This window comes from Parasphingorhabdus pacifica, from assembly GCF_054779195.1.
Map to the genome: position 1 here is coordinate 72,695 of NZ_BAAGYS010000007.1, position 23,400 is coordinate 96,094.

At 67.8% G+C, this 23,400-nt stretch carries 19 protein-coding genes; 14 read left to right on the forward strand and 5 right to left on the reverse strand.

Annotated features, from left to right (window positions below):
* Positions 1 to 16 precede the first annotated feature (16 nt).
* From wzt to ACYVAN_RS09775, 4 genes are all read left to right on the forward strand, one after another.
* Positions 17 to 943, forward strand: coding sequence for a galactan export ABC transporter ATP-binding subunit Wzt/RfbE (gene wzt, locus ACYVAN_RS09760; RefSeq protein ID WP_460957949.1), 927 nt, complete (start codon positions 17 to 19; stop codon positions 941 to 943).
* Positions 940 to 1,872, forward strand: coding sequence for a galactofuranosyltransferase GlfT1 (glfT1, locus tag ACYVAN_RS09765; protein WP_460957952.1), 933 nt, complete (start codon positions 940 to 942; stop codon positions 1,870 to 1,872). Before wzt ends, glfT1 begins: the two co-directional genes overlap by 4 nt.
* A 337-nt stretch (positions 1,873 to 2,209) precedes the next feature.
* Positions 2,210 to 5,524: an arabinosyltransferase domain-containing protein gene (locus ACYVAN_RS09770; RefSeq protein ID WP_460957954.1), complete on the forward strand. Its 3,315-nt coding sequence runs from the start codon at positions 2,210 to 2,212 to the stop codon at positions 5,522 to 5,524.
* A gap of 161 nt (positions 5,525 to 5,685) precedes the next feature.
* Positions 5,686 to 5,952: a hypothetical protein gene (locus tag ACYVAN_RS09775; RefSeq protein WP_460957956.1), complete on the forward strand. Its 267-nt coding sequence runs from the start codon at positions 5,686 to 5,688 to the stop codon at positions 5,950 to 5,952.
* Positions 5,953 to 6,075: 123 nt separating this feature from the next.
* Here the strand turns inward: ACYVAN_RS09775 and ACYVAN_RS09780 are convergent, their stop codons facing one another.
* Positions 6,076 to 6,534 carry a GtrA family protein gene (locus ACYVAN_RS09780; protein WP_460957958.1) on the reverse strand — a complete coding sequence of 153 codons (459 nt, stop codon included), beginning with the start codon at positions 6,532 to 6,534 and terminating at the stop codon, positions 6,076 to 6,078.
* A 278-nt stretch (positions 6,535 to 6,812) separates the two neighbouring features.
* On the opposite strand from ACYVAN_RS09780, the gene ACYVAN_RS09785 reads away from it, so the two are divergent.
* The 10 genes from ACYVAN_RS09785 to ACYVAN_RS09830 all read left to right on the forward strand — a co-directional run bounded on the left by ACYVAN_RS09785 (position 6,813) and on the right by ACYVAN_RS09830 (position 19,720).
* Entirely contained in the window at positions 6,813 to 8,192 is a 1,380-nt protein-coding gene (locus ACYVAN_RS09785; protein ID WP_460957960.1) for an FAD-binding oxidoreductase, read from the forward strand.
* Entirely contained in the window at positions 8,189 to 9,553 is a 1,365-nt protein-coding gene (locus ACYVAN_RS09790; protein ID WP_460957962.1) for an FAD-binding protein, read from the forward strand. The genes ACYVAN_RS09785 and ACYVAN_RS09790 overlap by 4 nt, the downstream gene beginning before the upstream one ends.
* Positions 9,550 to 10,311, forward strand: coding sequence for a decaprenylphospho-beta-D-erythro-pentofuranosid-2-ulose 2-reductase (locus tag ACYVAN_RS09795; protein ID WP_460957964.1), 762 nt, complete (start codon positions 9,550 to 9,552; stop codon positions 10,309 to 10,311). Before ACYVAN_RS09790 ends, ACYVAN_RS09795 begins: the two co-directional genes overlap by 4 nt.
* An 89-nt stretch (positions 10,312 to 10,400) precedes the next feature.
* Complete coding sequence (locus ACYVAN_RS09800) at positions 10,401 to 10,730, forward strand: hypothetical protein (protein WP_460957966.1); 330 nt, start codon at positions 10,401 to 10,403, stop codon at positions 10,728 to 10,730.
* Between the two features lie 367 nt (positions 10,731 to 11,097).
* Positions 11,098 to 12,045: an LGFP repeat-containing protein gene (locus ACYVAN_RS09805; RefSeq protein WP_460957968.1), complete on the forward strand. Its 948-nt coding sequence runs from the start codon at positions 11,098 to 11,100 to the stop codon at positions 12,043 to 12,045.
* A gap of 177 nt (positions 12,046 to 12,222) precedes the next feature.
* Entirely contained in the window at positions 12,223 to 13,062 is an 840-nt protein-coding gene (locus ACYVAN_RS09810; RefSeq protein WP_460957970.1) for a helix-turn-helix domain-containing protein, read from the forward strand.
* Positions 13,063 to 13,844: 782 nt separating this feature from the next.
* Positions 13,845 to 16,985 (forward strand): arabinosyltransferase domain-containing protein, encoded by a 3,141-nt coding sequence (locus ACYVAN_RS09815; RefSeq protein WP_460957972.1) that lies wholly within the window; start codon positions 13,845 to 13,847, stop codon positions 16,983 to 16,985.
* Between the two features lie 2 nt (positions 16,986 to 16,987).
* Positions 16,988 to 18,001: a glycosyltransferase family 2 protein gene (locus ACYVAN_RS09820; RefSeq protein ID WP_460957974.1), complete on the forward strand. Its 1,014-nt coding sequence runs from the start codon at positions 16,988 to 16,990 to the stop codon at positions 17,999 to 18,001.
* Positions 17,988 to 18,392: a GtrA family protein gene (locus ACYVAN_RS09825; protein ID WP_460957976.1), complete on the forward strand. Its 405-nt coding sequence runs from the start codon at positions 17,988 to 17,990 to the stop codon at positions 18,390 to 18,392. Before ACYVAN_RS09820 ends, ACYVAN_RS09825 begins: the two co-directional genes overlap by 14 nt.
* Positions 18,393 to 18,436: 44 nt before the next feature.
* Complete coding sequence (locus tag ACYVAN_RS09830; RefSeq protein WP_460957978.1) at positions 18,437 to 19,720, forward strand: NAD(P)/FAD-dependent oxidoreductase; 1,284 nt, start codon at positions 18,437 to 18,439, stop codon at positions 19,718 to 19,720.
* Positions 19,721 to 19,813: 93 nt separating this feature from the next.
* Here ACYVAN_RS09830 and ACYVAN_RS09835 read toward each other — a convergent pair whose 3' ends face one another.
* The 4 genes from ACYVAN_RS09835 to ACYVAN_RS09850 form a co-directional block, all read right to left on the reverse strand.
* Positions 19,814 to 20,962 carry an alkaline phosphatase D family protein gene (locus tag ACYVAN_RS09835; RefSeq protein WP_460957980.1) on the reverse strand — a complete coding sequence of 383 codons (1,149 nt, stop codon included), beginning with the start codon at positions 20,960 to 20,962 and terminating at the stop codon, positions 19,814 to 19,816.
* Positions 20,923 to 21,408, reverse strand: a complete 486-nt coding sequence (locus tag ACYVAN_RS09840; protein WP_460957982.1) for a PhoD-like phosphatase N-terminal domain-containing protein — start codon at positions 21,406 to 21,408, stop codon at positions 20,923 to 20,925. The genes ACYVAN_RS09835 and ACYVAN_RS09840 overlap by 40 nt, the downstream gene beginning before the upstream one ends.
* A 282-nt stretch (positions 21,409 to 21,690) precedes the next feature.
* Positions 21,691 to 22,806: a decaprenyl-phosphate phosphoribosyltransferase gene (locus ACYVAN_RS09845; protein WP_460957984.1), complete on the reverse strand. Its 1,116-nt coding sequence runs from the start codon at positions 22,804 to 22,806 to the stop codon at positions 21,691 to 21,693.
* On the reverse strand, positions 22,799 to 23,395 hold the full coding sequence (locus tag ACYVAN_RS09850; protein WP_460957986.1) for a phosphatase PAP2 family protein: 597 nt from the start codon (positions 23,393 to 23,395) through the stop codon (positions 22,799 to 22,801). The genes ACYVAN_RS09845 and ACYVAN_RS09850 overlap by 8 nt, the downstream gene beginning before the upstream one ends.
* Between the last annotated feature and the right edge of the window lie 5 nt (positions 23,396 to 23,400).

Here is a 23,400-nt window from a genome sequence, read left to right on the forward strand (position 1 = left end):
GTGAGGCCGAACAACAGTGGTCAGTATTGACGTCTGGAACGCGGCGGTCGACTTCCCGATCTTCGACGCGAAGTCCCGCTCTCTAAAGAAGGCGGTGCTCGGCAAGGCCGGTGGCAAGATCGGCACCGACAGCAAGGTGCCGATCATCGAAGCCCTGCACGACATCAACCTGTCGCTCTCGCACGGTGACCGGGTCGCGCTCGTGGGCCACAACGGCGCGGGCAAGTCGACCCTGCTGCGGCTGCTCGCCGGGATCTACGAGCCCACTCGCGGCAGCTCGCGCGTGGAAGGCAAAGTCGCCCCGGTGTTCGACCTCGGCGTCGGCATGGACCCGGAGATCTCCGGCTACGAGAACATCATCATCCGCGGTCTGTTCCTCGGCATGCACCGCAGGGAGATGGAGAAGCGGATCGACGACATCGCCGAGTTCACCGAGCTCGGCGACTACCTCGAAATGCCGCTGCGCACCTACTCCACCGGCATGCGGGTTCGCCTCGCGCTGGGCGTGGTGACCTCGATCGACCCGGAGATCCTGATCCTCGACGAAGGCATCGGCGCGGTCGACGCGGAGTTCCTCGAGAAGACCCGGGACAGGCTCAAGGACCTGGTCAAGCGCTCCGGCATCCTGGTCTTCGCCTCGCACTCCGACGAGTTCCTCATCGAGCTGTGCAACACGGCGCTGTGGATGGACAAGGGCACCATCCGGGAACAGGGTTCGCTGCGTTCCGTGCTGACCCACTACAAGGGCAGGGACCCGCTGGAGAATGCGAGCCAGGAGTTGCTGGAGCGGATCGGCGAGGCCGTGCCGTCGAGCACCGGTGCCACATCGGCAAGCACCAAGGCCGTGTCGGCGAGCACCGCGTCGGCGAGCACCGCATCCGCCAGCGGCGAGGCCGAACAGAACGGCTCCGATGCGGGCCTGCGCGGTGGTGAGACATCATGACCAGTGACTCCACTCGGCAGGAGAACCTGCCCGAGGACTCCGTCGTCACGGTGATCGTCACCAGGAACCGCCGTGAGCTGCTCGCCGAGTCGCTGAAGGTCATCGCCGCTCAGACGCGGGCACCCGACCACCTCGTGGTGGTGGACAACGGCCCGGACGAGCCCGCGCGGGAGGTGGTCGACGAGTGCCCGATCCCGTCCACCTACTTGCTCTCGCACCGCAACCTCGGTGGCGCGGGCGGCTTCGCGCTGGGAATGCTGCACGCTCTGTCGCTGGGCGCGGAGTGGGTGTGGCTCGGCGACGACGACGGTCGCCCGGCCGACGAGCACGCCCTGGACACCCTGCTCACGGTCGCTCGGGAGCGGAAGCTGGCGGCGGTCTCGCCGGTGGTGGTCAACATCGACAAGCCGGACCAGTTGGCGTTCCCGTTGCGGCGGGGACTCACCTGGAAGCGCAAGCCCGAGGATCTGCGCGATCCCGGTCGGGGCGGCGACTTCCTGCCGGGGATCGCGTCGTTCTTCAACGGGGCGCTGTTCCGCGCGTCGACGCTCGACGTGGTCGGGGTGCCCGACTACCGGCTGTTCTTCCGCGGTGACGAGGTGGAACTGCACCGGCGCGTCGTGCGCTCCGGACTGCCGTTCGGCACCACGCTCCGAACCCGCTTCGTGCATCCGGACGGTTCGGAGGAGTTCAAGCCGATGCTCGGTGGGCGGTTCCACGCGCAGGACCCGTCGGACGACAACAAGCGCTACTACACCTACCGCAATCGCGGATACCTGCTCGCCCAGCCGGGCATGCGCAAGATCGGCGCGCTCGAAGTGCTGCGATTCGGCCTGTACTTCGTCGGGCACCGCCGCGACCCCAAGGCATTCCGCGAGTGGCTGAAGCTGCTCCGTCAGGGTCGACGCGAACAGTTCTTCCGCCGCTGACCCAACGGATCGACACCGAGCCGAAACAGGCCTCACGCATTTCGCGTGAGGCCTTTTCGCTTTTCGGGCACATCCGGCGAATCGTTCCGTTCCTGCTTCGTCCGCGTCGCGGACCTGGGAAAACGATCTTCGGCGAACGCGCGGGCGAGCGCATCCACGAACGTGTTAAATCCGGGTGTGTCGCGCCCCTCGAAGATAACCGGAGAATTACAGGGAACTGAGAAGGGCCTGAGAGCAGTTCGGATTGAGCTGCTCAGAGCGTTTCCGTTGGTGTCGATTCGCACACGCACCGAACGCCGCGGCAGCCCGCGTACCAGCTACTACTATTCTCGATCGCGTGCTTAAGGGGCAGCAAGACAGCGGCCGGGCGGATGACGGAGATACGCCACCGCCCGAGGACTCTTCGGCAGGCGCCGCCGCGAGGCGAAAGGACCCGGCCGCGAAGCGGTTGAGACTCTTCGCCACCGTGATGGGCCTGGTGGGCGCGGTCCTCGCCATCTCCGTACCGTTCCTGCCGGTCAACCACAACATCACGACGCTGGAATGGCCCACGGCGCAGGGGACCCAGTCGGTCTCCGCGCCGTTGGTGAGCTTTTCCCCGCAGTCGTTGGACGCCGAGGTGCCGTGCGCATCGGCACGCGACGCGGACGCGCGGACCCCCGGGACCGCGGTGCTGCTCAGCACCAACCCGCCGTCCTCCGAGTACGGCAGCCTCACCGGCCTCGTCCTGCAGATCACCGACGGTCAGCTGACGCTGATTTCCAAGGGACAGCAGGTCAGCACCGTTCCGCTGCCCGCGGGCGACTGCTCCGTCTCGATCCGGTCGGACGCGAGCAGCACCACCGCGACCATCGGCGACGAAACGCTCGCGTCCCTCAAGGGCGATCAGCGCCCGCAGCTGACCGGCGTGTACTCGGACATCGACGCCAAACTCGACAACGTCGAGGGCCTGTCCTTCGAGGCCCGAATCGACAACCGCTACGAGAGCTTCGCGACCCCCATCAAACTGGTGGCGATCGCCCTCGCCGTGCTGGCGTTCATCGGTTCGGTCATCTCCCTGCGCCGCCTCGACGTGCGCGCCGGTCGGCGGCCGCCCAAGCTCGCGCCCGCGGGGTGGTGGAAACCCACCCTCCGGGACACTGCTGTGCTCGGATCCCTCGTCCTGTGGTGGATCATCGGCGCGATGACCTCCGACGACGGGTACATCCTGACGATCGCGAGGGCCCGCGAGAGCGCCGGCTACATCAGCAACTACTTCCGCTGGTTCGCCGTTCCGGAAGCCCCGTTCGGCTGGTTCTACGAGCTCTACGCCATGTGGGTGCAGATCTCCACCGCGACCCCGTGGGTCCGGTTGCCCGCACTGCTGATGGGCATCGTCAGCTGGCTGCTGATCAGCCGTGAGGTGCTTCCGAGACTCGGCCAGCAGGTCCGCCGGAGCAACGCCGCGGGCTGGGCCGCCGCGGCGGTGTTCCTCGCCTTCTGGCTGCCCTACAACAACGGCCTGCGGCCCGAGCCGGTCGTCGTGCTGTTCTCGCTGATCTCACTGGCCGCGGTCGAACGGGCCGTGGCCACCCGCAGGCTGATGCCCGCCGCGCTCGGCCTCGTCGGCGCCTCGCTGGCGCTCGGTGCGAACCCGCACGGTCTCGTCGCCGTGCTGCCGTACATCGCCGCGCTCAAGCCACTGCTGCGGCTCGTCCGGCAGCGCTCCCGCGAATTCGGTTGGCTCCCGGTGCTGGCGCCGATCCTGGCCTCCGGCCTGGTGATCCTGACGATCGTCTTCGCCGACCAGACCTGGCAGTCGGTCATGGACGCCACCGAGCTGCGCACGGATATCGGCCCCAGCGACGACTGGTACCAGGAACTGGGCCGATACAACCTGCTGTTCAGCCCGACCGCCGACGGCTCGCTCGTGCGCCGGTTCCCGGTGCTGCTGGTGATCCTGTGCCTGGCAACCTGCGCGGTCGTGCTGCTGCGCCGCGGGAAGATCCGCGGTGCCGCGCTCGGCCCGAGCAGGCGGTTGCTGGCGGTCGCGGCGCTGTCCTTCGTCGTCCTGGCGCTCACCCCCACCAAGTGGACGCACCACTTCGGCGTGTTCGCCGCGGTCGGCGGCGCGCTCGCCGCTCTGACGGCGCTGGCCACCAGCGGTACCGTGCTGCGGTCGAAGCGCAATCGCGCAGCGTTCTTCGCCGGGCTGATGGTCATCTGCGCGTTCGCGGCCACCGGTCCCAACGCGTGGTGGTACGTCAGCGGTTGGGGCGTGCCCTGGTTCGACAAGCCACCGTCGTTCAAGGGGTACAGCGCCAGCACGCTGCTGCTCGGCATCGCCGGTATCGCGGGCATAGTCGCTCTGGTCGAACACCTCCGGCTGGACGAGAACCGGCCCAAGGTCGTCGACGAGCGCGCCGGCGTGGAGAAGCGGAGTCGCGCCCTGCGACTGGGCACCGCGCCGCTGTCGATCATCTGCGCCTTGCTGGTGATCGGTGAGCTGGCCACCTTCGCCAAGGTCGTCCACAAGCAGTGGGGCAGCTACAGCCTGGGCGCCGACAACGTCAAACAGCTGGCCGGTTCGAGCTGCGGCCTTTCGGATTACGTCTACGTGGAAACGAACCCGAAGCAGGGCATGCTGGGCGTCTCCCCCGAGCAGCCCGCCACCGCGGCCCCGGCTCTCGACGAGGTGCCCGTCCCACCGGAGCGCCTCGAGGACGAGGAGACCCCGGACGGCTACCTCGGGGCGAAGATGGAGGGCTTCAACCGCAGCGGGTTGCCGCCGGGCGACGGAACCGATCCGAAGGAACCGGACTGGAAGCCGCCGCACAACTTCGGTGAGGACGACGCGCCGGTGTGGGGCAGCTACGACGAGGCCGGGGTCGGTACGGGCAAGTTCCGCTCACAGTGGTACGACCTCCCGGAGCGGGCCGCCAGCGGTGAGGTGCCGATCGTCATCGCGCTCGCCGGTGCGGAAGGCGGACCGAACTCGCTGGCCGTCGAGTTCGGTCGGGACACCGAAGAGGGCTTCGAGGTCATGCAGCGGCACAAGGTCGAGCAGGGACCGGCGCCGCAGTGGCGTGATCACCGGGTCACCGTCGAGGGGTCGGCCGAAGGCGCGACGAAGGCCCGCATCGTGGCCACCGATCAGGCGCTGGGCCCCAACGGCTGGCTCGCGGTGAGCGCACCCCGTGCCCCGCAGCTGACGAACATGACCGAGTTCGTGGGCGACCAGCCGACGTTCGTCGAGTGGCCCGCGGCGCTGATGCACCCGTGCCTGCAGATCTCCGGACTGAGCAACGGCATCGCCGAGGTGCCGAAGTTCCGGGTCTCGGCCGGAGCCGAGGTCCGCGACATCGGTCAGGGCTGGTCGTCGCCCGAGACGGGCGGTCCGTTCGGCTGGATGAACATCACGTCGAGCATGCGCGAACTGCCGACGTACATGAAGAACGACATCCACCGGGACTGGGGCTCGCTCTACGCGGTCGACCCTTACGAGCCGGGTGCGTTGCCCCCCGAAGCGGCCATGAACATCCAGGAGGAAACGCACTGGGGCACGTGGACGCCGGGTCCGCTCACCAATCCGGTGCAGCTTCCCGGTGATGTGCCTAGCTCGGATGACCGCAACGACATCCCGACCATCGAGCAGGAGAAGACTGGCGAGTGATCCCGGGCACCCGGGCAGTCTGCCGGGGCACGAGTCCATGTGAAGGGCCCCACCTCGCGAGGTGGGGCCCTTCACATGGGTCGGATTCGCCCGCGGTGAACCAGGTCCGCTCACGGTGAAACCCACTTCCGGGATGGACAGCGGCGTGGTGAGGTCGGGGCATGGCTGACACACGACAGGAACTGGTGCTGCATCTCGTCGGCGCCGTCCAACCACTGCACATCGCGCTCGATCCGGCCGAGGCGGAAACCCTGGGCGAGCGGCTGGCGGATCTCATGTCCGGTGGTGGATCCCGCTCACTGGCGACCGCCGACGGAGGTCACTTCACCGTGAACTTCACCCACGTCGCCACGGCCCACTTGGAGCGCACCAGGTCGGACGCGCACGCGTACGGGGCTCCGTCGCGGGGGACCGGATTCGGCTCCTGAAACCAGCCTGAGGGGACTGCTCCGTGCCGCGCCGGGCCCGTACCGGTGCAAAAGCCGGTGCCGGGGCCAAGTGCCCGCGCCGGACCGTCGGCTTGCCGTTGAGCGGGCACCCCGCTCCGGCGGTCAGTCGCGGAAAATGACCCACTTGAGCATCACGAAGTTGATCAGCGTGCCCAATCCCTGACCGACCACCCAGCACACGCTGGAGCGGATCGGATCTCCGTAGGCGAACGCGAACTCCGGCAGGGTGCTGAACAGCACCTGGTTGACGCCGACGTTCACGAAGAAGGTGATCGTGTAGACGATCGCGAAACCGCTGGCCTGAGCCTTGCGGTTGCCGCTGGCGGCGCCCTTGAAGGTGAATCGCCGGTTGGCGACGTACGAGGTCGAGGTGCCCAGGATGAACGCCAGCGAACGCGCCAACCAGTTCGGCACGTCGAGGGCCAGCATCGTCATGTAGCTGCCGTAGTCGAGGACCGCGCAGACCCCGCCGATGCCGATGAACCGGAACAGCTGGTTGAACACCCCGAGCCTCTTCACCGGTGATGACGCATCGGAAGCTTCGGCGGCTGATTCGGCCACGGCCACTGCTTCACCTCGGAGCTCGACGACACGCTGAACGTACCCGCCCGCACCGTGGTGCACCGGAAGCCCCGGGTGAACCCGCCGACGGGCATCGCCTGCCGCTCACCCGACGCCTCCCGAACCGGAGCTTCCGGCTGGTGCGCTGGGCGGTCGGCGAACACTCGTACGACTCGGCTACGGACCACGCACGAGTGTATCGATAATCATCGACGCACTGTCGACGGCCGTACGTACCCGCCCGGGCGGAACCGCCGATCGTGGATAGACTCGGCTGGGTGGGATCGGTAAAGGACAGTCTCGCCAACCAGCAGACCCGGCGACTCACCGGCTGGGGGCGCACCGCGCCGACCACAGCACGAGTGATCAGCACCCCCGACGTCGACGCCATCGCCCGCGCGGTCCGCGAGGCCGACGAGCGCGGCGTCATCGCCCGCGGCCTCGGCCGCAGCTACGGCGACCCTTCGCAGAACGCGGGCGGCACGGTCATCGACATGACCGCGCTCGACCGAGTGCACCAGGTCGACAGCGACAACGCGACGGTGGTCGTCGACGCAGGCGTATCGCTGGACGCGCTGATGCGGCGACTGCTTCCGTTCGGCCTGTGGATTCCAGTGCTGCCGGGAACCCGCCAAGTGACCGTCGGCGGGGCGATCGGTGCGGACATCCACGGCAAGAACCACCACTCGCAGGGCTCGTTCGGCAGCCACGTGCTCTCGTTGGACCTGCTCACCGCCGATGGGCGGGTGCGCACGCTCACACCGGAGGGCGAGGGTTCGGAGCTGTTCTGGGCCACTGTCGGCGGCATGGGGCTGACCGGCATCGTCCTGAAGGCCACGATCCGGCTCAAGCGCGTCGAAACCGCGTACTTCCTGGTCGACAACGTGCGGACCAAGAACCTCGACGAGCTGATCGAGCACTTCACCGATGGTTCGGACGACAACTACACCTATTCGGTCGCGTGGTTCGACTCGCTGGCGCGTGGCGAGAACATGGGGCGGGCACTGCTGACCCGGGGCAACCCGGCCAGGTTGGAGGACCTGCCCAAGAAGCTGCGCGGGGACCCGTTGAAGTTCAACGCCCCACAGCTGATGACCGCACCGCCGATCTTCCCGAACGGCCTGGTCAACAAGTACACGATCACCGCGTTCAACGAGGTCTGGTACCGCAAGGCGCCGACGAGGTTCGGCATGGTGCAGAACATCACCCAGTTCTTCCACCCGCTCGACCTCGTCGGCGAGTGGAACCGGGTGTATGGCCCGAACGGTTTCCTGCAGTACCAGTTCATGGTGCCGTTCGGCCAGGAGACGATGTTCCGTCGTTCGATCGACAAGATCAGCGCTTCCGGACACGCCTCCTTCCTCAACGTGCTCAAGACCTTCGGCGAGGGAAACGCGGCACCGATGTCGTTCCCCGGCAAGGGGTGGACACTGACCGTCGACATCCCGATCACGTCCGGCTTGGACCGGTTGTGCCGGGAGCTCGACGAGATGGTGCTGAACGCGGGCGGGCGGTTGTACCTCGCCAAGGAATCCCGCACGTCCGCCGAAATGATCGAGCAGATGTATCCGCGTATCAACGAGTGGCGCAATATCCGCTCTTCGGTCGATCCGGAGGGCATCTTCCACTCCGACCTTTCCCGGAGGCTTCGCCTGTGACCGCTGCAACCCCGAAGCGGAAGTTGTCGGGCTGGGCTCGCACCGCACCGACCACAGCACGAGTGATCAGCACCCCCGACGTCGACGCCATCGCCCGCGCGGTCCACGAGGCCGACGAGCGCGGCGTCATCGCCCGCGGCCTCGGCCGCAGCTACGGCGACCCTTCGCAGAACGCGGGCGGCACGGTCATCGACATGACCGCGCTCAACCGCATCCACGACATCGATCCGGACAACGCGATCGTCGATGTGGACGCGGGCGTGAGCCTGGACCAGCTCATGCGCGCCGCACTCCCCTACGGCCTGTGGGTCCCGGTGCTGCCCGGCACCCGCCAGGTCACGATCGGTGGTGCGATCGGCTGCGACATCCACGGCAAGAACCACCACTCGCACGGGTCGTTCGGCAATCACGTGCTCTCGATGGACCTGCTCACTGCCGACGGTCAGGTGCGCACGCTCGCGCCCGAAGGCGAGACCGCGGATCTGTTCTGGGCCACGGTGGGCGGCGTCGGGCTCACCGGGATCGTGGTGCGCGCCAAGGTGCGGATGAAGCACACCGAGAGCGCGTACTTCGTCGTCGACGCCGACCGCACGAAGGACCTGGACGAGACGATGGAGTTGTTCTCCAACGGCTCGGACATGAACTACGACTACTCGATGGCGTGGTTCGACGCGATCTCCACCGGCGCCAACATGGGGCGTTCCGCGTTCTCCCGCGGCTCACTGGCCAAACTGGACGAACTGCCGCAGAAGCTGCGTCACGACCCGCTGAAGTTCGACGCCCCGCAGCTGCTGACGTTCCCGGACGTCTTCCCCAACGGGCTGGCGAACAAGCTGACGTTCAGCACCCTGAGCGAGGTCTGGTACCGCAAGACTCCGAAGCAGTCGCGCGGTCAGATCCAGAACCTCACCGCCTTCTACCACCCGCTGGACATGTTCGGCGAGTGGAACCGGGCGTACGGCTCGAAGGGGTTCCTGCAATACCAGTTCATCATCCCGTTCCACGAGCAAGAAGCGCTGCGCGGCCTGGTCCGGCACATCGCGGAGTCCGGGCACGTGTCGTTCCTCAACGTGCTCAAGCGGATGGGTGAGGGCAACCGCGCGCCGTTGTCGTTCCCCGTGCCGGGTTGGACGATCACCGTCGACTTCCCGATCAAGGACGGCCTGCACCGGTTCTGCGAAGAACTGGACGAACGGGTCCTCGGCGTGGGCGGCAAGCTGTACTTCGCGAAGGACTCGCGCACCACGCCGGACATGATCCAGCAGATGTATCCCCGTCTCGACGAGTGGCGCAAGGTCCGCGCCTCCGTCGACCCCGAAGGAATCTTCCACTCCGATTTGTCCCGAAGGTTGGCCCTATGATCGACGCGGTTGGAAACCCCCAGTCCCTGTTCATCCTCGGCGGTACCTCCGACATCGCGCTGGCGACGGCGGAGAAGTACGCCGAGCAGCGCGCGCTGCGGATCGTTCTCGCCGCGCGCCCGGAGGAATCCGAACTGGTGGAGGCCGCCGCCGAGCGGCTGCGCGAGACCGGCAGCACGGTCACGACCATCCCGTTCGAAGCTCGCCAGCCCGAGACGCACGCCGAGGTGGTCGACAAGGCGTTCGCCGACGGTGACATCGACGTCACCCTGGTCGCCTTCGGTGTCCAGGGCGACAACGAGAAGAACTGGACCGACGCCGAGGCGGCCCGCATGGTCGCCGAAATCAACTACGTCGCACCGATGTCGTTGGGCGTGCACCTGGCGGAGAAACTGCGCAAGCAGGGCCACGGGAACCTCGTGATGATGGCCTCGCCCGCGGGTGAACGCGCGCGGCGGACGAACTTCGTCTACGGCTCGGCCAAGGGCGGCATCGACATCTTCTACTCGGGCCTGACCTACGCGTTGGAAGGCTCGGGCGTGAAGGTGACGGTCGTGCGCCCGAACTTCGTGAAGACGAAGCTCACCGAGGGCATGAAGCCCGCCCCGATGGCGCAGACACCGCAGCAGGTCGCCGCCGCCATCGTCGACGCGGTCCACAAGGGCAAGGAATCGATCTGGGTCCCCGGACAGATGCGCTGGGTGATGACGGTGCTGCGGCACCTGCCCCGGGTGATCTTCCGCCGCCTGTCGTTCTGAACCGACTCGCTCGCGCGAAGGGCCGCCGGGATCCGTCCCGGCGGCCCTTCGCGTTCGCCCGTCGGGACCCCGGTGGATGATGTCCGGCGATGGTAGATGCGCGGAACGACGAGCGGAACGACGAGCTGCTCGCGGCGGCGGACGCGGTGGAACGGCTCGCGGGAACCACGACCGGTGGCGAGTGGCGGCGGAGCGGGCTGCTGGCGAGCCGCCCGGAGGTAGTCGCCCACTTCGCGGACGGAGGCACGGAGCACATCGCAGAGGCAAGGGCCGGAAGCGCGCCGTGGATCACCGCGTTCTCCCCCGAGCTCGCCCCGATGCTGGCGGGGTGGATGCGCTCGGCCGCGCGGGCCGACGACCCCGCCCCGGAGGCGGTCGCCTTCGCTCGCGCCCTGCGCACTCGCCTGCCGGATTCCTGAACGGCCGGACCGCGAACCGGCCGGCCAGGACCTGCCATCGACCCCGCCACGCTGTCGGGCGCGAGCGATCACGAACGCGCAGGCCTCGAAATGGTAACGACCGGCAACGGATCGGCCGCGCGGAACGATTAATGCACGGTGGCTGTGGATGCGGGGCCGCCGAAACTCCCGTGCGGGCGACGAGCGCCGCCCCTCGGGAGTGGCCGTGCGCCTCCGGAGTGGGGTCCGGAGGCGCACGCAGGCCCACCAGGAGAATCCGGAGCGAAAAGATCTGTTCCCATGGCAACCCGAATAGGCGTCCCGAGCGTATACCCGTCGGACAGCACATATCGGGCTTCGGAAGGGGACCGGCTTGAAAATCCGAACCATGGGAGTCGCGGCAATGGCCGTCGCGATTTTTCCGCTGAGTTTCGCCGCACCCGCGGTCGCGGAACAATCCGGGGTTTCGACGCAGGCATTCACGCCGATCGAAGAACGGTACTGGAACGAATCGGACCTCCGTGAAGTGCTCGGCGATCCGGTCGACACGGAGTACGACGAAGGCGATATCTCCTACCGGGAGTACCAGCGCGGCTGGCTGTACTACAGCGAGGACACGGGTGTCCACGAGCTCCACGGGGACATCGCGGACCGCTTCGTCGCCCTGGGCGCGCACGACGTGCTCGGGGTTCCGACCACGGACGAGATCGTCACGCCGGACGGGGTCGGTAGGTTCAACCACTTCACCGGCAGCGAGATCGCCATGGGTGAGGCTTCGGTTTACTGGACGCCGGACACCGGCGCGCACGGCGTTGCCGGCCCGGTGCGGGACTTCTGGGAATCGAAGGGCTGGGAGACGGGGTACCTGAGCTACCCGACCTCGTCCACGACCGGTACCGCGGACGGCGGCCGGTTCAACCACTTCGACGGCGGTGACGGCGCGGGCGCTTCCGTGTACTGGTCCGACGAGACCGGCGCACATTCCGTCCAGGGCAAGATCCGGCACCTCTGGGCTTCACAGGGCTGGGAGAACGGGCTCGGCTACCCGACGACCGATGAACTCCCCACGGCCTCCGGCCACGGCCGGTACAACGAGTTCACCGGTAACGACAACCCGCCCGCGGCCGCGTACTGGAGTCCGTACACCGGTGCGCACTACGTCGACGGGGCGCTCCTGGAGCACTGGGACGAGCTCGGACGGGAAAGCAGCTACCTCGGCTTCCCGACGTCCGACCCGTACCAGACGACCGGTGGCACCGTCGTCGAGTTCCAGAACGGGTTCATCTCGCAGGACAGGAACACGGGCGAAGTGACCGACGAGCCTTACCGTCAGTAGTTTCGGGTGCGTCTTTCGGGGATCTTTCGCCGCCCCGAAAGACGCACGGTCCGTTTGTAATCCGCATTTTCCGGAGCGGAGTTACTCGATTGGATGATCTTGGTTGTCATCTTTCCTTCCCGGGGACAAAAATTGCTTCGGCAGTCGAAGCACGTTACTCGGAAAGGCCCTCTCTTGATGACACTCAGCAATCCTCCGGTGGCTCGACTCCAACTCGGCCAGCTCTTGCGTGAGCTGCGAGAAAACGCGAAAAAGACTCAGGAAGATGCCGCGGTCGTCCTGGAATGCCGCACCCCCAAGGTCAGCAAGATCGAGACCGGCAAGGCCACCATCGGCCCCGGCGACGTGCGTCTGCTCATCGACCTCTACGGCACGAACGGCGACACTGCGGACACCGCCATCCAGCTCGCCCGAGAGGCCCGCAAGCGCACCAACGTCCGAGTGCCCGACTGGGCACGCCGATTCGTGGCACTCGAGAGCATGGCCGACTCGCTGCGCGTCTACGAACCCGAGCTGATCCCCGGCCTGCTCCAGACCGAGGAGTACATGCGCGCGGTCGCCGAAGCCGCCGAGCCCGGACGTGACCCGGAGGACATCGAACGAGCGGTCGCGGTGCACGCCGACCGCCGAGTGCGCCTGACCGGGGATGACCCACTGCATCTGTGGGCGATCATCAACGAGGCGGTGATCAGGCGGCCGGTCGGCGGTCCGAACGTCATGCGGGGGCAGCTCGAACACCTGCGGCGGTTGAGCGACCTCTCCCGAATCCACCTGCAGCTCCTGCCGTTCAGCGCCGGCGCCCACGTCGCGATGGGCTCCTCGTTCCACATCCTGCACACCCCGGAGCCCACTCCCACCCAGGTCGTCTACATCGAAGACCTGGCCACCGCGGAGTACCTGGAAGGCTCCACCCGCACCGAGCGCTACACCCAAGCCTTCACCGGGTTGCAGAACGCCGCTCTGGACGAGGACGCCACCCGCACGATGTTCGACCAACTCATCCTCGAGAACGGGTAGCAGCGGGCCGGTGGAATGACATTCCACCGGCGCTACCCGGCAGTGCTCAGCGGGGCGACCGAGCAGCGAAGGACTGAGCACTGCCCCAGCACCGGTAGGCTCAGCACCGACTGATCCCGAGCTTTGGTCGCCCGAGCACTGGTAGGCCCAGCACCGAAGACGTGAACACCCGGCGGTCCGAGCACGGCAGCCTCACCGGTCGGCGCCCCGGATACCCGCGGCCGGATGGCAACTACCGAGGTGCGCGTCGCACGGACGCGCACCGGTGCCACCAGCCCCTCCCGGCGAGGCCCGCGCTCGCGCGCGCCGCTACCACCGCGCGCCACCCACCGATCCGGCCCGCGACCGCCGTGTTCCCAGTCGCTCGAACGCGTGAATAGTAATACCGGCCATGTAGTAGTACCGGCCATGTAGCAATACCGGCTATTCCACCGCGCCGGAACGCGCCGGCGGTTTTCTCCGACGCGAACTCCGCGACCGAGGCCGCCACGATCGCACCCAATCGATCAAGCGCCCAATCGATCATCGCCAATGGATCATTTGCCGAACAGCGAGCACTGATCAATTCACCTCGCAGTTCGAATTCCGCCTTCGGGCGACTCACGTGCGATTTCGATCGCGAAGCGGCCCACCGCTCGCCACACCTTGGTGTCACCGAGGCACGGTCTCCGTTTGACACGCACCCGATCAGCGGTTCGAATTCGATGTATTCATTTCCGCACTGGAAAGATTCGAAATGATCCAGAATTAGAAGCTGGCGGTTGCGAGCAAAAGGATCAACTGTGACGGATGGGACCGGGCGAGCAACGACCGACCTGCACGATGTTTCCGGGCAGGATGCCGACTCCGACGTTCGCGCACGGCCCCGGCTGATGCCCGGCAGGCAGGGCAGGACTTTCTCCGCCGCCGCCGTCCTCATCGGACTGCTCGGCATCGTGACCGCTCTTTCGATCCCGCTGGCGCCGGTGGTCACCCACGACGTCACCGTCAGCTGGCCGAAAGCCGGACAGCTGCCGGAACCGTCACTCGCGTTCTTCGTGCCCTACCAACCCGTCGAAGTGCACGTCGACGTGCCGTGTTCGGTCGTTCGGGCCGGGCAACGGCAGGGTCAACCGACCACGCTGGCGAGCAGCCGGATGCCGGGAGCCCCGACCACGGGATTCTCCGTGGCCACCGCGAACGATCACGTGCTGGTTCTGGTGGGCGGGCGTGAACTGATGCGCTCACCGATCACCGGCCAGAACTGCTCGGTGGTGATGCACTCCGATGCCTCCGGCAGCACCGCGCGGATCGGGGACCGCAGCGCGACCTCCAGGCAACGGGTCTCCGACATCGTCACGTTCAGCACCCAACTCGCCCCGCGGGAAGCGGCGGGGTTGCACGTCAGCGCGCGAACCGCGAACTGGTTCGAGAACTCGCCCACCGCATCGAAGACGGCGCTGCTGGGAGCGCAGTCGGCCCTGGTGGTGCTGGCACTTCTGGTGCTGGTCCGCGTGGACCGCCACCGGCGCTCCCGAACAGCGGCCCCGGAGGTGACCGGCTACGTGCGCAACGGCCGGCCCACCCCGCGTACAGCCGGCCTGGGACGGCGGTTGCTGGTGGATGCCGGACTGGCCGGGGTGCTCGGCGGCTGGCTCGTGCTCGGGCCCAACACGCCGGACGACTCGTTCGCGGGCATGACCATCCGGAACGGGCTCAACACCGGGGACATCGGCAACTACTACCGGTGGGAGAACGCCTCCGAAGCCCCGTTCACGCTCGTGCAGAACCTGCTGGAGCCACTCGCCGCGATCAGCATCAATCCGCTCGTCCTGCGCACTCCCAGCGTGCTCGCGGCGCTGTGCACCTGGCTGCTGCTGAGCAGACCGCTGCTCGGGGTGGTCCTGCCCACGCACGCGCGCCTGCCCGGGGTGCGTGCGCTGGCAGCGGTCGGGCTCCTGGCGTGGTGGCTGCCGTTCGGGCTGGGGGTCCGTCCGGAACCGTTCGCCGCGCTCGGGATCACCGCCGTGTTCGCGTTCGTCCTGCTCGCTGTCAGCCGCCGGGACGGCACCGGTCTCGCCTGGCTGGGAGCGGGCGCCCTCGCGGCCGGCCTGTCGCTGGCGGTGAACCCGATGGGGGTCACCGCGCTGGCCCCCGTCCTGGTGCTGGCTCCGCGCATCTGGCGGCTGCTGGGCTCGTTCCGGCTCCCGGCGACCCTGTTGCTGGGCGGCTTGGCGTCGACCGGTGTGGCCGCGATGTTCGTCGACCAGTCGCTGTTCGGCGTGAACAAGGCCACCGAACTCCATCGTTTCTACGGCCCGAACGTGCCGTGGTTCCAGGAGATCACGCGCTACGAGTACCTGCTGGGTTTCGGCCTGCAGGGAGATGTGGCCCGCCGGACCCCGATCCTCATCACCATCGTGCTGGTCGGGTGCGTGATCCTGTTGGCCTGCCGCAACACCCATCACCTCCCGGGCATGCGCTGGACCCCGGTTCCGGCCGCGTGCCTGCTGGTGTGCCTCGGGCTCATGTGGCTGACCCCGTCGAAGTGGACGCACTACTTCGGCGCGCTCGCCGGTATCGGTGCCGCCGCGCTGACCGCGAGCGTGGTGCTGATCGGGGTCGCCGCTCGACGTTGGGCCGACGACCGCGCCATCCCGCTGATCGGCCTGGTCTGCACCGTGCTGGCAGTGGGGGCGGCGACGGTCGCCTTCAGCGGCAAGAACAACTGGTTCCTGCACTCGCATTACGGCGTGCCCTGGGGTGAGCAACCGATCCGCCCGCTGAACAACCCGTTGCCGTGGTTGTCGGTGGTCGCGCTGCTGCTCATCGCCGCGCACCTGTTCCGGCGCGACGGCCGGTCCGTCCGGCGGATGCTCGCCGGGCTGCCCGCCGTCGTCGGGGTGCTGGCGGTGGTCACCACCGTCGGGATCGTGCTCGCTTCCTTCGCGGTGGCACCGATCCGCCAGGCCGGAAGCTACTCGGTCGGCGGCCAGAACCTCGCCAGCATCGCGGGCGGCAGCTGCGGTTTGGCCGACCACGTCGTCGTGACCCCCGACGTGCCCGGTGGCGTGCTGGAACCGCTCACCGGCACCGACGAGACCGTCGGCTTCGCGACCGGCGCGACCGGCCACATACCGAACCGGCCACCGCCCGACGGCAGCGGCGACCTGGTGTGGGGCAGTCTCGCGGGCGGCCAGATCTCCACCGGCCAACTGCGCACCCGATGGTTCGCCCTCCCGGAGCTACCGGAATCGCGCGAGCTGGCGATCTCAGTGGCGGGGCGCAGCGGCGACGGCAACCGGATCGCCCTGGAGTTCGCCGGTGCGGGCGGGATTCTCGGGCAACGCATCCTCGACGACACGGCACCCGACAACGCCCGGTCCCCCTACCCCAGCGACCGCATCGTCCCGGACAGCCCGCAGGACCATCCGGAATGGCGTGCGCTGCACGTCGCCGCCGCGGACGTGCCCGCCGGTGCCGATCGCGTCCGGATCCGGGCGACGGACACCACCACGGACTCGGCGGGCTGGCTGGCCACTACCGGCCCTCGCCTGCGCGAGGTCGTCCCGCTGGCGGATTTCATGCGGGACCGCGCACCGACTCTCGTGGACTGGTCCATGACCTGGACGGTGCCGTGCCTCCGGGACATGCCCAGGGTGGAGCGAGGAATGGTCCAGCCGCCCGCCTACCTGATCAACCCGCCGACCGCGCTCGGGTTCGGCGGAACCGCCGCCTACGAGCGCGGTATCGGCGGAAGCTTCGCCGGTGTCCGGGAAGTCGGACACCAGCGGGAGGTGCCCACGCGGTTGCTCGGCACCGAGAACACCCCGCCGCACACCGAGTGGGGGCATCTGATCGCCGTGGACTATCCGCTGCGGGGTGACGGTTACGACGTCCGAACCGAACCGGTCGCCCGGTGGGGATGGCGAGGGGAGGAGTGATCATGGCCGAAGCGATCGACCGCTCGGTTCCGATCGATCTGCCGGAACAGCAGCGGAAACCGGAAGCCCGGAGCACCGGGGCGCTGGTCTCCTACGTGCTCCCGGTCTACAACGAGGCCGGCGGGATCCGGGACTTCCACGAACAGCTCGCGGAAGCAGTCACCACCCGCAAGGAGTTCGAGTACGAGTTCGTCTACGTCAACGACGGGTCCGCGGACGGTTCCCTTGCGGTCCTGCAGGAGCTGGTGAGCAGTGATCCGCGCGTGCGGGTGGTCGACTTCGCCCGGAACTTCGGCCACCAACTGGCCATCACCGCCGGGCTGGATCAGGCACGCGGCGACGCGATCATCGTCATGGACACGGATCTGCAGGACCCGCCGCAGGTCAGCCTGGATCTGCTGGACGCATGGCAGTCGGGCGCCGAGATCGTCTCCGCCCGGCGGGGAACCAGGCAGGACAGCCGGTTCAAGCGGTGGACCGCGCACGGCTACTACCGGCTGCTTCGCCGGTGCGCCGAAGTGGACATTCCGGTCGACACCGGGGATTTCCGGTTGCTGGACCGCCGTGCCGCCGACGAACTCCGGAACTTCCGGGAACGCAGCCGCTTCATCCGGGGCATGGTCGCCTCGATGGGATTCCGGCAGGCGGAGGTGGTCTTCGACCGGGACGAGCGGGCCAGCGGCGAGACGAAGTATCCGCTGCGCAAGATGGTGCGGCTGGCCGCCGACGGCGTCACCAGCTTCTCCACGGCGCCGTTGAAGATGATCACGCGAATCGGTTTCGCCAGCCTGCTCCTGTCGGTGCTCGGGATCGTGTACGCGGTCACGCTGCGCCTGTTCGTTCCCGAGGTCACCGTGTCGGGCTGGACCATGCTCATGGTGGTGCTGCTGTTCCTGGGCGGGGTGCAGATGCTCTCGCTCGGCGTGATCGGCAGCTACATCGGCCGGATCTACGCCGAAGTTCAGCAACGCCCGTTGTACATCGTCCGGAAAGTGATCCGGCATGACCAGAACTGAGCTGCCCGAGCGTGGTGGTGTGCTCAGCCGATCGCTGGTGCTCTACGCGGTGATCGGACTGAGCGGGGTCACGCTCGACTACCTGCTGTTCCTGGTGTTGTTCAACTCGGTCGGGCTGCACGAGCAGCTGGCCAACGCGGTGAGCACGACGGTCGGGATCATCAACAACTTCACGCTCAACACCCTGCTGAATTTCCGCAAGCGGGATCGGCTGCTGTTGCGCTTCGCACGGTTCTACAGCGTCGGCCTCGCGGGCATCGTCCTGACGTTCGTGCTCCTGCAGGTCTTCTCCGGGGCGCTCGGGGTCGACCCGAACATCGTCAAGGCGGTTTCGCTGCCGATCGTGCTGGTGTGCCAGTACACCCTCAACCGCAGGTGGAGCTTCGGCTGACGTCCGGCCCGCGACGAGCGGGTCTTCCCACGATTGGAGTTCTGATGGAACTGGGCATCGTCGGCGCGGGCGCGACCGGTCTGACGGCCGCGTTCGACGCGGTCAAGGCCGGCCACGAGGTCACCGTGTTGGAGGCGTCGGAGGAACTCGGCGGCCTGGCCGGGTCGATCGAGGTCGGCGGCACCCCGCTGGAACGCTTCTACCACCACAGCTTTCGGACCGACCGGGCGATGATCGAACTGGTCGACGAACTGGGGCTGGGCGACAGGTTGCGGTTCCACCGGCCCACCACCGGCATCTACCTCGACGGCCGGCTGCATCCGTTCGGCACACCCGCGGAGATGCTGACGTTCCCGGAGTTCTCCCTTGTCGACCGGTTCCGCTTCGGTGCATCGGCGGCCGCGCTCAAGGCGGTCCGCAACGGGCAGCGCTTCAATTCGGTCCGGGCGCTGGACTGGATGCGCCGCTGGGCGGGCGAGCGGGTCACCCGGAAAATCTGGGAACCGCTGCTCACCGGCAAGTTCGGGCCGCGCGCCCACGAGGTGTCGATGGCCTGGCTGTGGGCCCGGATCCACTACCGCACGTTCGACCTCGGTTATGTCCACGGTGGATTCGAGCAGGTGTACCGGGCTTTGCTGACCGCCATCACCGACCAGGGCGGCAAGGTCGAGTTCGGCAAGCCGGTCGGATCCGTGCGCCAACCCGGACGACGCGTCGAGGTGTGCACCAACGACGGCAGCGGCTACGAATTCGACCAGCTCATCGTCACCACGCCCCAACCGGTTTTCGCCAAGGCAGCCGGGCTGCCCTCGGACGATGTGCTGTGGCGCAACCAGTACCTCGGCGCGACGTGCTTCGTCCTCGAATGCGACCGCAGCCTCATCCCCTACTACTGGCTCAACATCAACGAACCGGAGTTCCCGTTCCTGGCGGTCGTCGAGCACACCCGGATGGTGGACCGTGCCGCCTACGGCGGGCGCCACATCATCTACGTCGGAAACTACGTGCCGCGGGACGACTGGCGATTCACCACCGAACCGTCCGAACTGCTCGACCACTACCTCCCGTGGTTGCGCAGGTTGAACCCCGAATTCGACCGTTCGTGGATCAAGGACTGGCACTTCTCGAAGGCCGGATTCGCCCAGCCGATCGTCACACCGGAATATCGCGCGCTCATCCCCGGCCACCGCACCGCGATGCCGAACGTCACGCTCGCCACGATGTCCCAGATCTACCCGCAGGACCGGGGCCAGAGCTACGCGATCGAGATGGCGCACGAAGTCGTCCACCGACTCGGACTCGACCGTCCTTCGCCGAAGGCCACGTAGCGACCGGCTGGCACCGGCGGCGAGCCGGGGACGGGCCGACCGGCGTCCGGGAACCTCCGTCGGCGGCCCCCGGTTCGCAGGCGGCCCGTCCGGTCACACCTCGTTGAGTCCGGGCTTGCCGTCCTCGACCACGAACGAAGCCAGCGTCTCCACGGGGGCGCCCGGTTCGGAAACGTAGGGCAGCACGCGGTAGTCGGCGCGCAGCTCGCCCTCGGTGAACCGGGTGCGGACGTAGCCGCGCTGGTTGTTGTGCATCCGGACGTGCGGGTTCTCCCGCAGGTAGCCCTTCTGCTCCTCGGTCAGCTCGGCGGACCCGTCGCCACCGCTGGTGATGGAGGTGGTCACCAGTTCCGCACCGACGATCTCCGAACGGTCCGCGCTCGGGATGTCGTTGGCCCAGTTCTTGTGCACGTCACCGGTCAGCACCACGGGGTTGCGCACCTTCGCCTGCTGCCACCCCTGGACGACCCGCTGCCGCGAAGCCACGTAACCGTCCCACGCGTCCGGGTTGTATCCCTCGCCTTCGCCCGCGGTGAAGTCCAGTTCGCTGAACATGACCTGTTGGCCGAGCACGTCCCACCTGGCCCGGGACGATCGGAATCCCCGCAGCAGCCAACGCTCCTGCTCGGCACCGGTGAGGGTGCGCTCGGGGTTCTTCCGATCCGGGTCGTCGCTGTTGAACTCGTCGTTGCCGACCTGATCGTCGCGGTACTGGCGGGTGTCGAGCATGTGGAAGTTCACCAGCCGTCCCCATTGGAGCCGGCGGTACAGCCGCAGGTCGATGCCCTGCGGAAGCTGCGCCTTCCGCAGCGGCATGTTCTCGTAGTAGGCCTGGAACGCGGCCTTGCGCCGGTCGAGGAAGTTCGGCTGCGGCTCTTCCGGCACCTCGTCCGCCCAGTTGTTGTCGACCTCGTGGTCGTCCCACACCACTACCCACGGCGCCATCGCGTGCGCAAACCGCAGGTCCGGGTCGGTCTTGTACTGGGCGTGCCGCTGGCGGTAGTTCGCCAGCGTCGTGGTTTCCGGCCCCTCGTGATCGCGGGGGTTGCCGGTCGGGGCGACGTAGTCGTCGGCCTTGTACTCGTACTGATAGTCGCCCAGGTGCAGCACCAGGTCGGGGTGTTCTTCGGCGAGATGCCGGTACGCGGTGAAGTAGCCGTGCTCGTACTGGGAGCACGAGGCGAAGACCATCGACAGCTCGCTCAACGCGCCCGGCACCGGTGTCGTGCGGGTGCGCCCCACGGGGGAAGCTCCCCTTCTGCCCGGAACCGGTAGAAGTACTCGCGGCCCGGCCGCAGACCGGTGAGCTCGACGTGCACGCTGTGGCCGAGTTCGGGGGCCGCCTGCGCCGTCCCGGACTGCACGATGCGGGTGAACCGCTCGTCCTCGGCGACCTGCCACTCGACGGGGAGCGCCTTGTTCGGCATGCCTCCCATCCCGTCCTCCGCGAGCGGGTCGGCAGCGAGCCGCGTCCACAGCACCATCCCGTCGGGTGCCGGATCGCCGGACGCGACGCCGAGGCTGAACACCGCACCGCGTCGCGCGGCGCCCGCCCCGGGCAACGCGGTGACCGGCAACGCGCCCGCTGCCGACAGGGCCACGGCACCCGCTGCGGTACCGCCGAGCAGCACGCTGCGGCGGGACACGGGGCTGCGGCGGGCCACGGATCGGAACGAAGGATCGAACACGGCATTTCCTCCAGGGTCGGGCCTTCCACCCTGTCCGATCGCGTTGACACGCCGGATTACATCGCGTGATCCGGCGATGAACACGCCATGCGGAACCAGCGGGACACGCCGTGCGGCATCGACGGGTGAACGCGGTGGGAGTCCCGGCCGTACGGATGGTCCGGTGAACGATGGTTTTCGTCGCCGGGTGAATCCCGCACGAACGAACGCGCCCCCGGCCGACCCTTGGGTTCAAGGAGTCGTCGGGGGCGCGTTCTGTTTCGTCGAGCCGAGTACCTGGGCTTACAGGTAGTACGCCAGGAACAAACAGCCCGCGAGTGCGGCGCCGAGCACCAGGAGGACCTTGTCCTTCAAGGCCACTTCCTCGGGCTCCCCGGCGACGCCCTTGTCGACATCGACCGCGTACCGCAGGATCGCCATCACCATCGGGATGATCGAGATGACACCCCAGCGGGACTGCTCGATCTCCTGGATGTCATAGGCCCACAAGGTGTAGGACATGATCGAGATCGCCGCCGAGATCGCCCACACGAAGCGCAGGTACGACGGCGAGTACGCCTTCAGCGACTTGCGGATCTTCGCACCGGTCTCGTGCGCCAGCTTGACCTCGGCGTAACGCTTACCCGCCACCATGAACAGCGAGCCGAACGCCACCACCAGGTAGAACCACTGGGTGATGACCAGCCCAGCGGCCGCACCACCCGCGATGGCCCGCAGCAGGAAGCCGGAAGCCACGATGCACAGGTCGATGACCGGCTGGTGCTTCAGACCGAAGCAGTATCCGAGCTGCACGGCGATGTACACGGCGATCACCGTGAGCAGTCCGAGACTCACGAAGCCCGAGATCACCAGGGCGCCCACGAGCAGCGCCGCGCACACTCCGTACGCGACCGGCAGCGGGATCAGCCCGGCCGCGATCGGGCGATTGCGCTTGGTCGGGTGCTGCCGGTCCGCCTCGACGTCGATGGCGTCGTTGACGAAGTAGACACCCGATGCGGCCATCGAGAACACGATGAACGCCAGCAGCGCGTCCAGCAGGACCGCCGGATCCAGCAGCGCACCGGCCGTGAACGGCGCGGCCACCACCAGGACGTTCTTCACCCACTGCTTGGGGCGCAGTTCCTTGATCAGACCGTTGACCAGCCCAGAGGCGGTACCGGCCTGCGCCGTCACCTTCTCGTGATAGGCATCCGACGACTTGTCCTTGTCGTCCGTCTTCGGGGATTCCGACTCCAGTGCACCGGCGGCCCCGCCGGCCTCGGAACCGATCGTGCCTTCCGAGTCCGACTCGATCACGGTCTCGGTGGTCGGGTCCGAGCTCACCGTCGGGTCCGGGCTGTCAGCGGCGAGCTCTTCCGAGTCGCTCACGGTAGCACCGGTTTGGTTCTTGTCAGCCACGATTCCTCCGCCGTCTCGTGAACCGCCGGAACGCCAGCGCAACAGCACCGCCGAGCGCCGAACCGGCGACCACATCGCTCGGGTAATGGACCCCCAGGACCAGCCGGCTGAGCATCATGGGCGGCACTACCGCCGGAGTCAGCTTCTTGCCGGTCAACCCCCCGTAGAGCACCGCAGCGGCCGTCGTCGACGTCGCGTGCGAGGAAGGGAAGCTCAGCTTGCTCGGGGTTCCGACGTGCACCTCGATCTCCGGATCCGCGGGGCGGCGTCGCCGCACGACCCGCTTGACCCCGATCGAGGCCGCGTGCGCGGCGGCGACTCCCGCTGCGGCGGTGAGCCACTCAACGCGCCGCTTCCGGTCGACGACCGCCCCCATGGCTCCGATGGCCAACCAGCCACCGGCGTGCTCACCGAACAGCGACATCGCCTGCGCGGCTTTGATCACCGGCGGTGTGGCCAGCGTTCCCTGCACCCTGCGCAGCGCCACGGTCTCGGGGGTGACCGTCGACGCTGTCTCATCCGATCGCTGCCCGGCGTCCTCCTGCTCGTCGACAGGGGGCGCCGGGGTCAGCTCCTGAGGTCTGGCCATCTTCG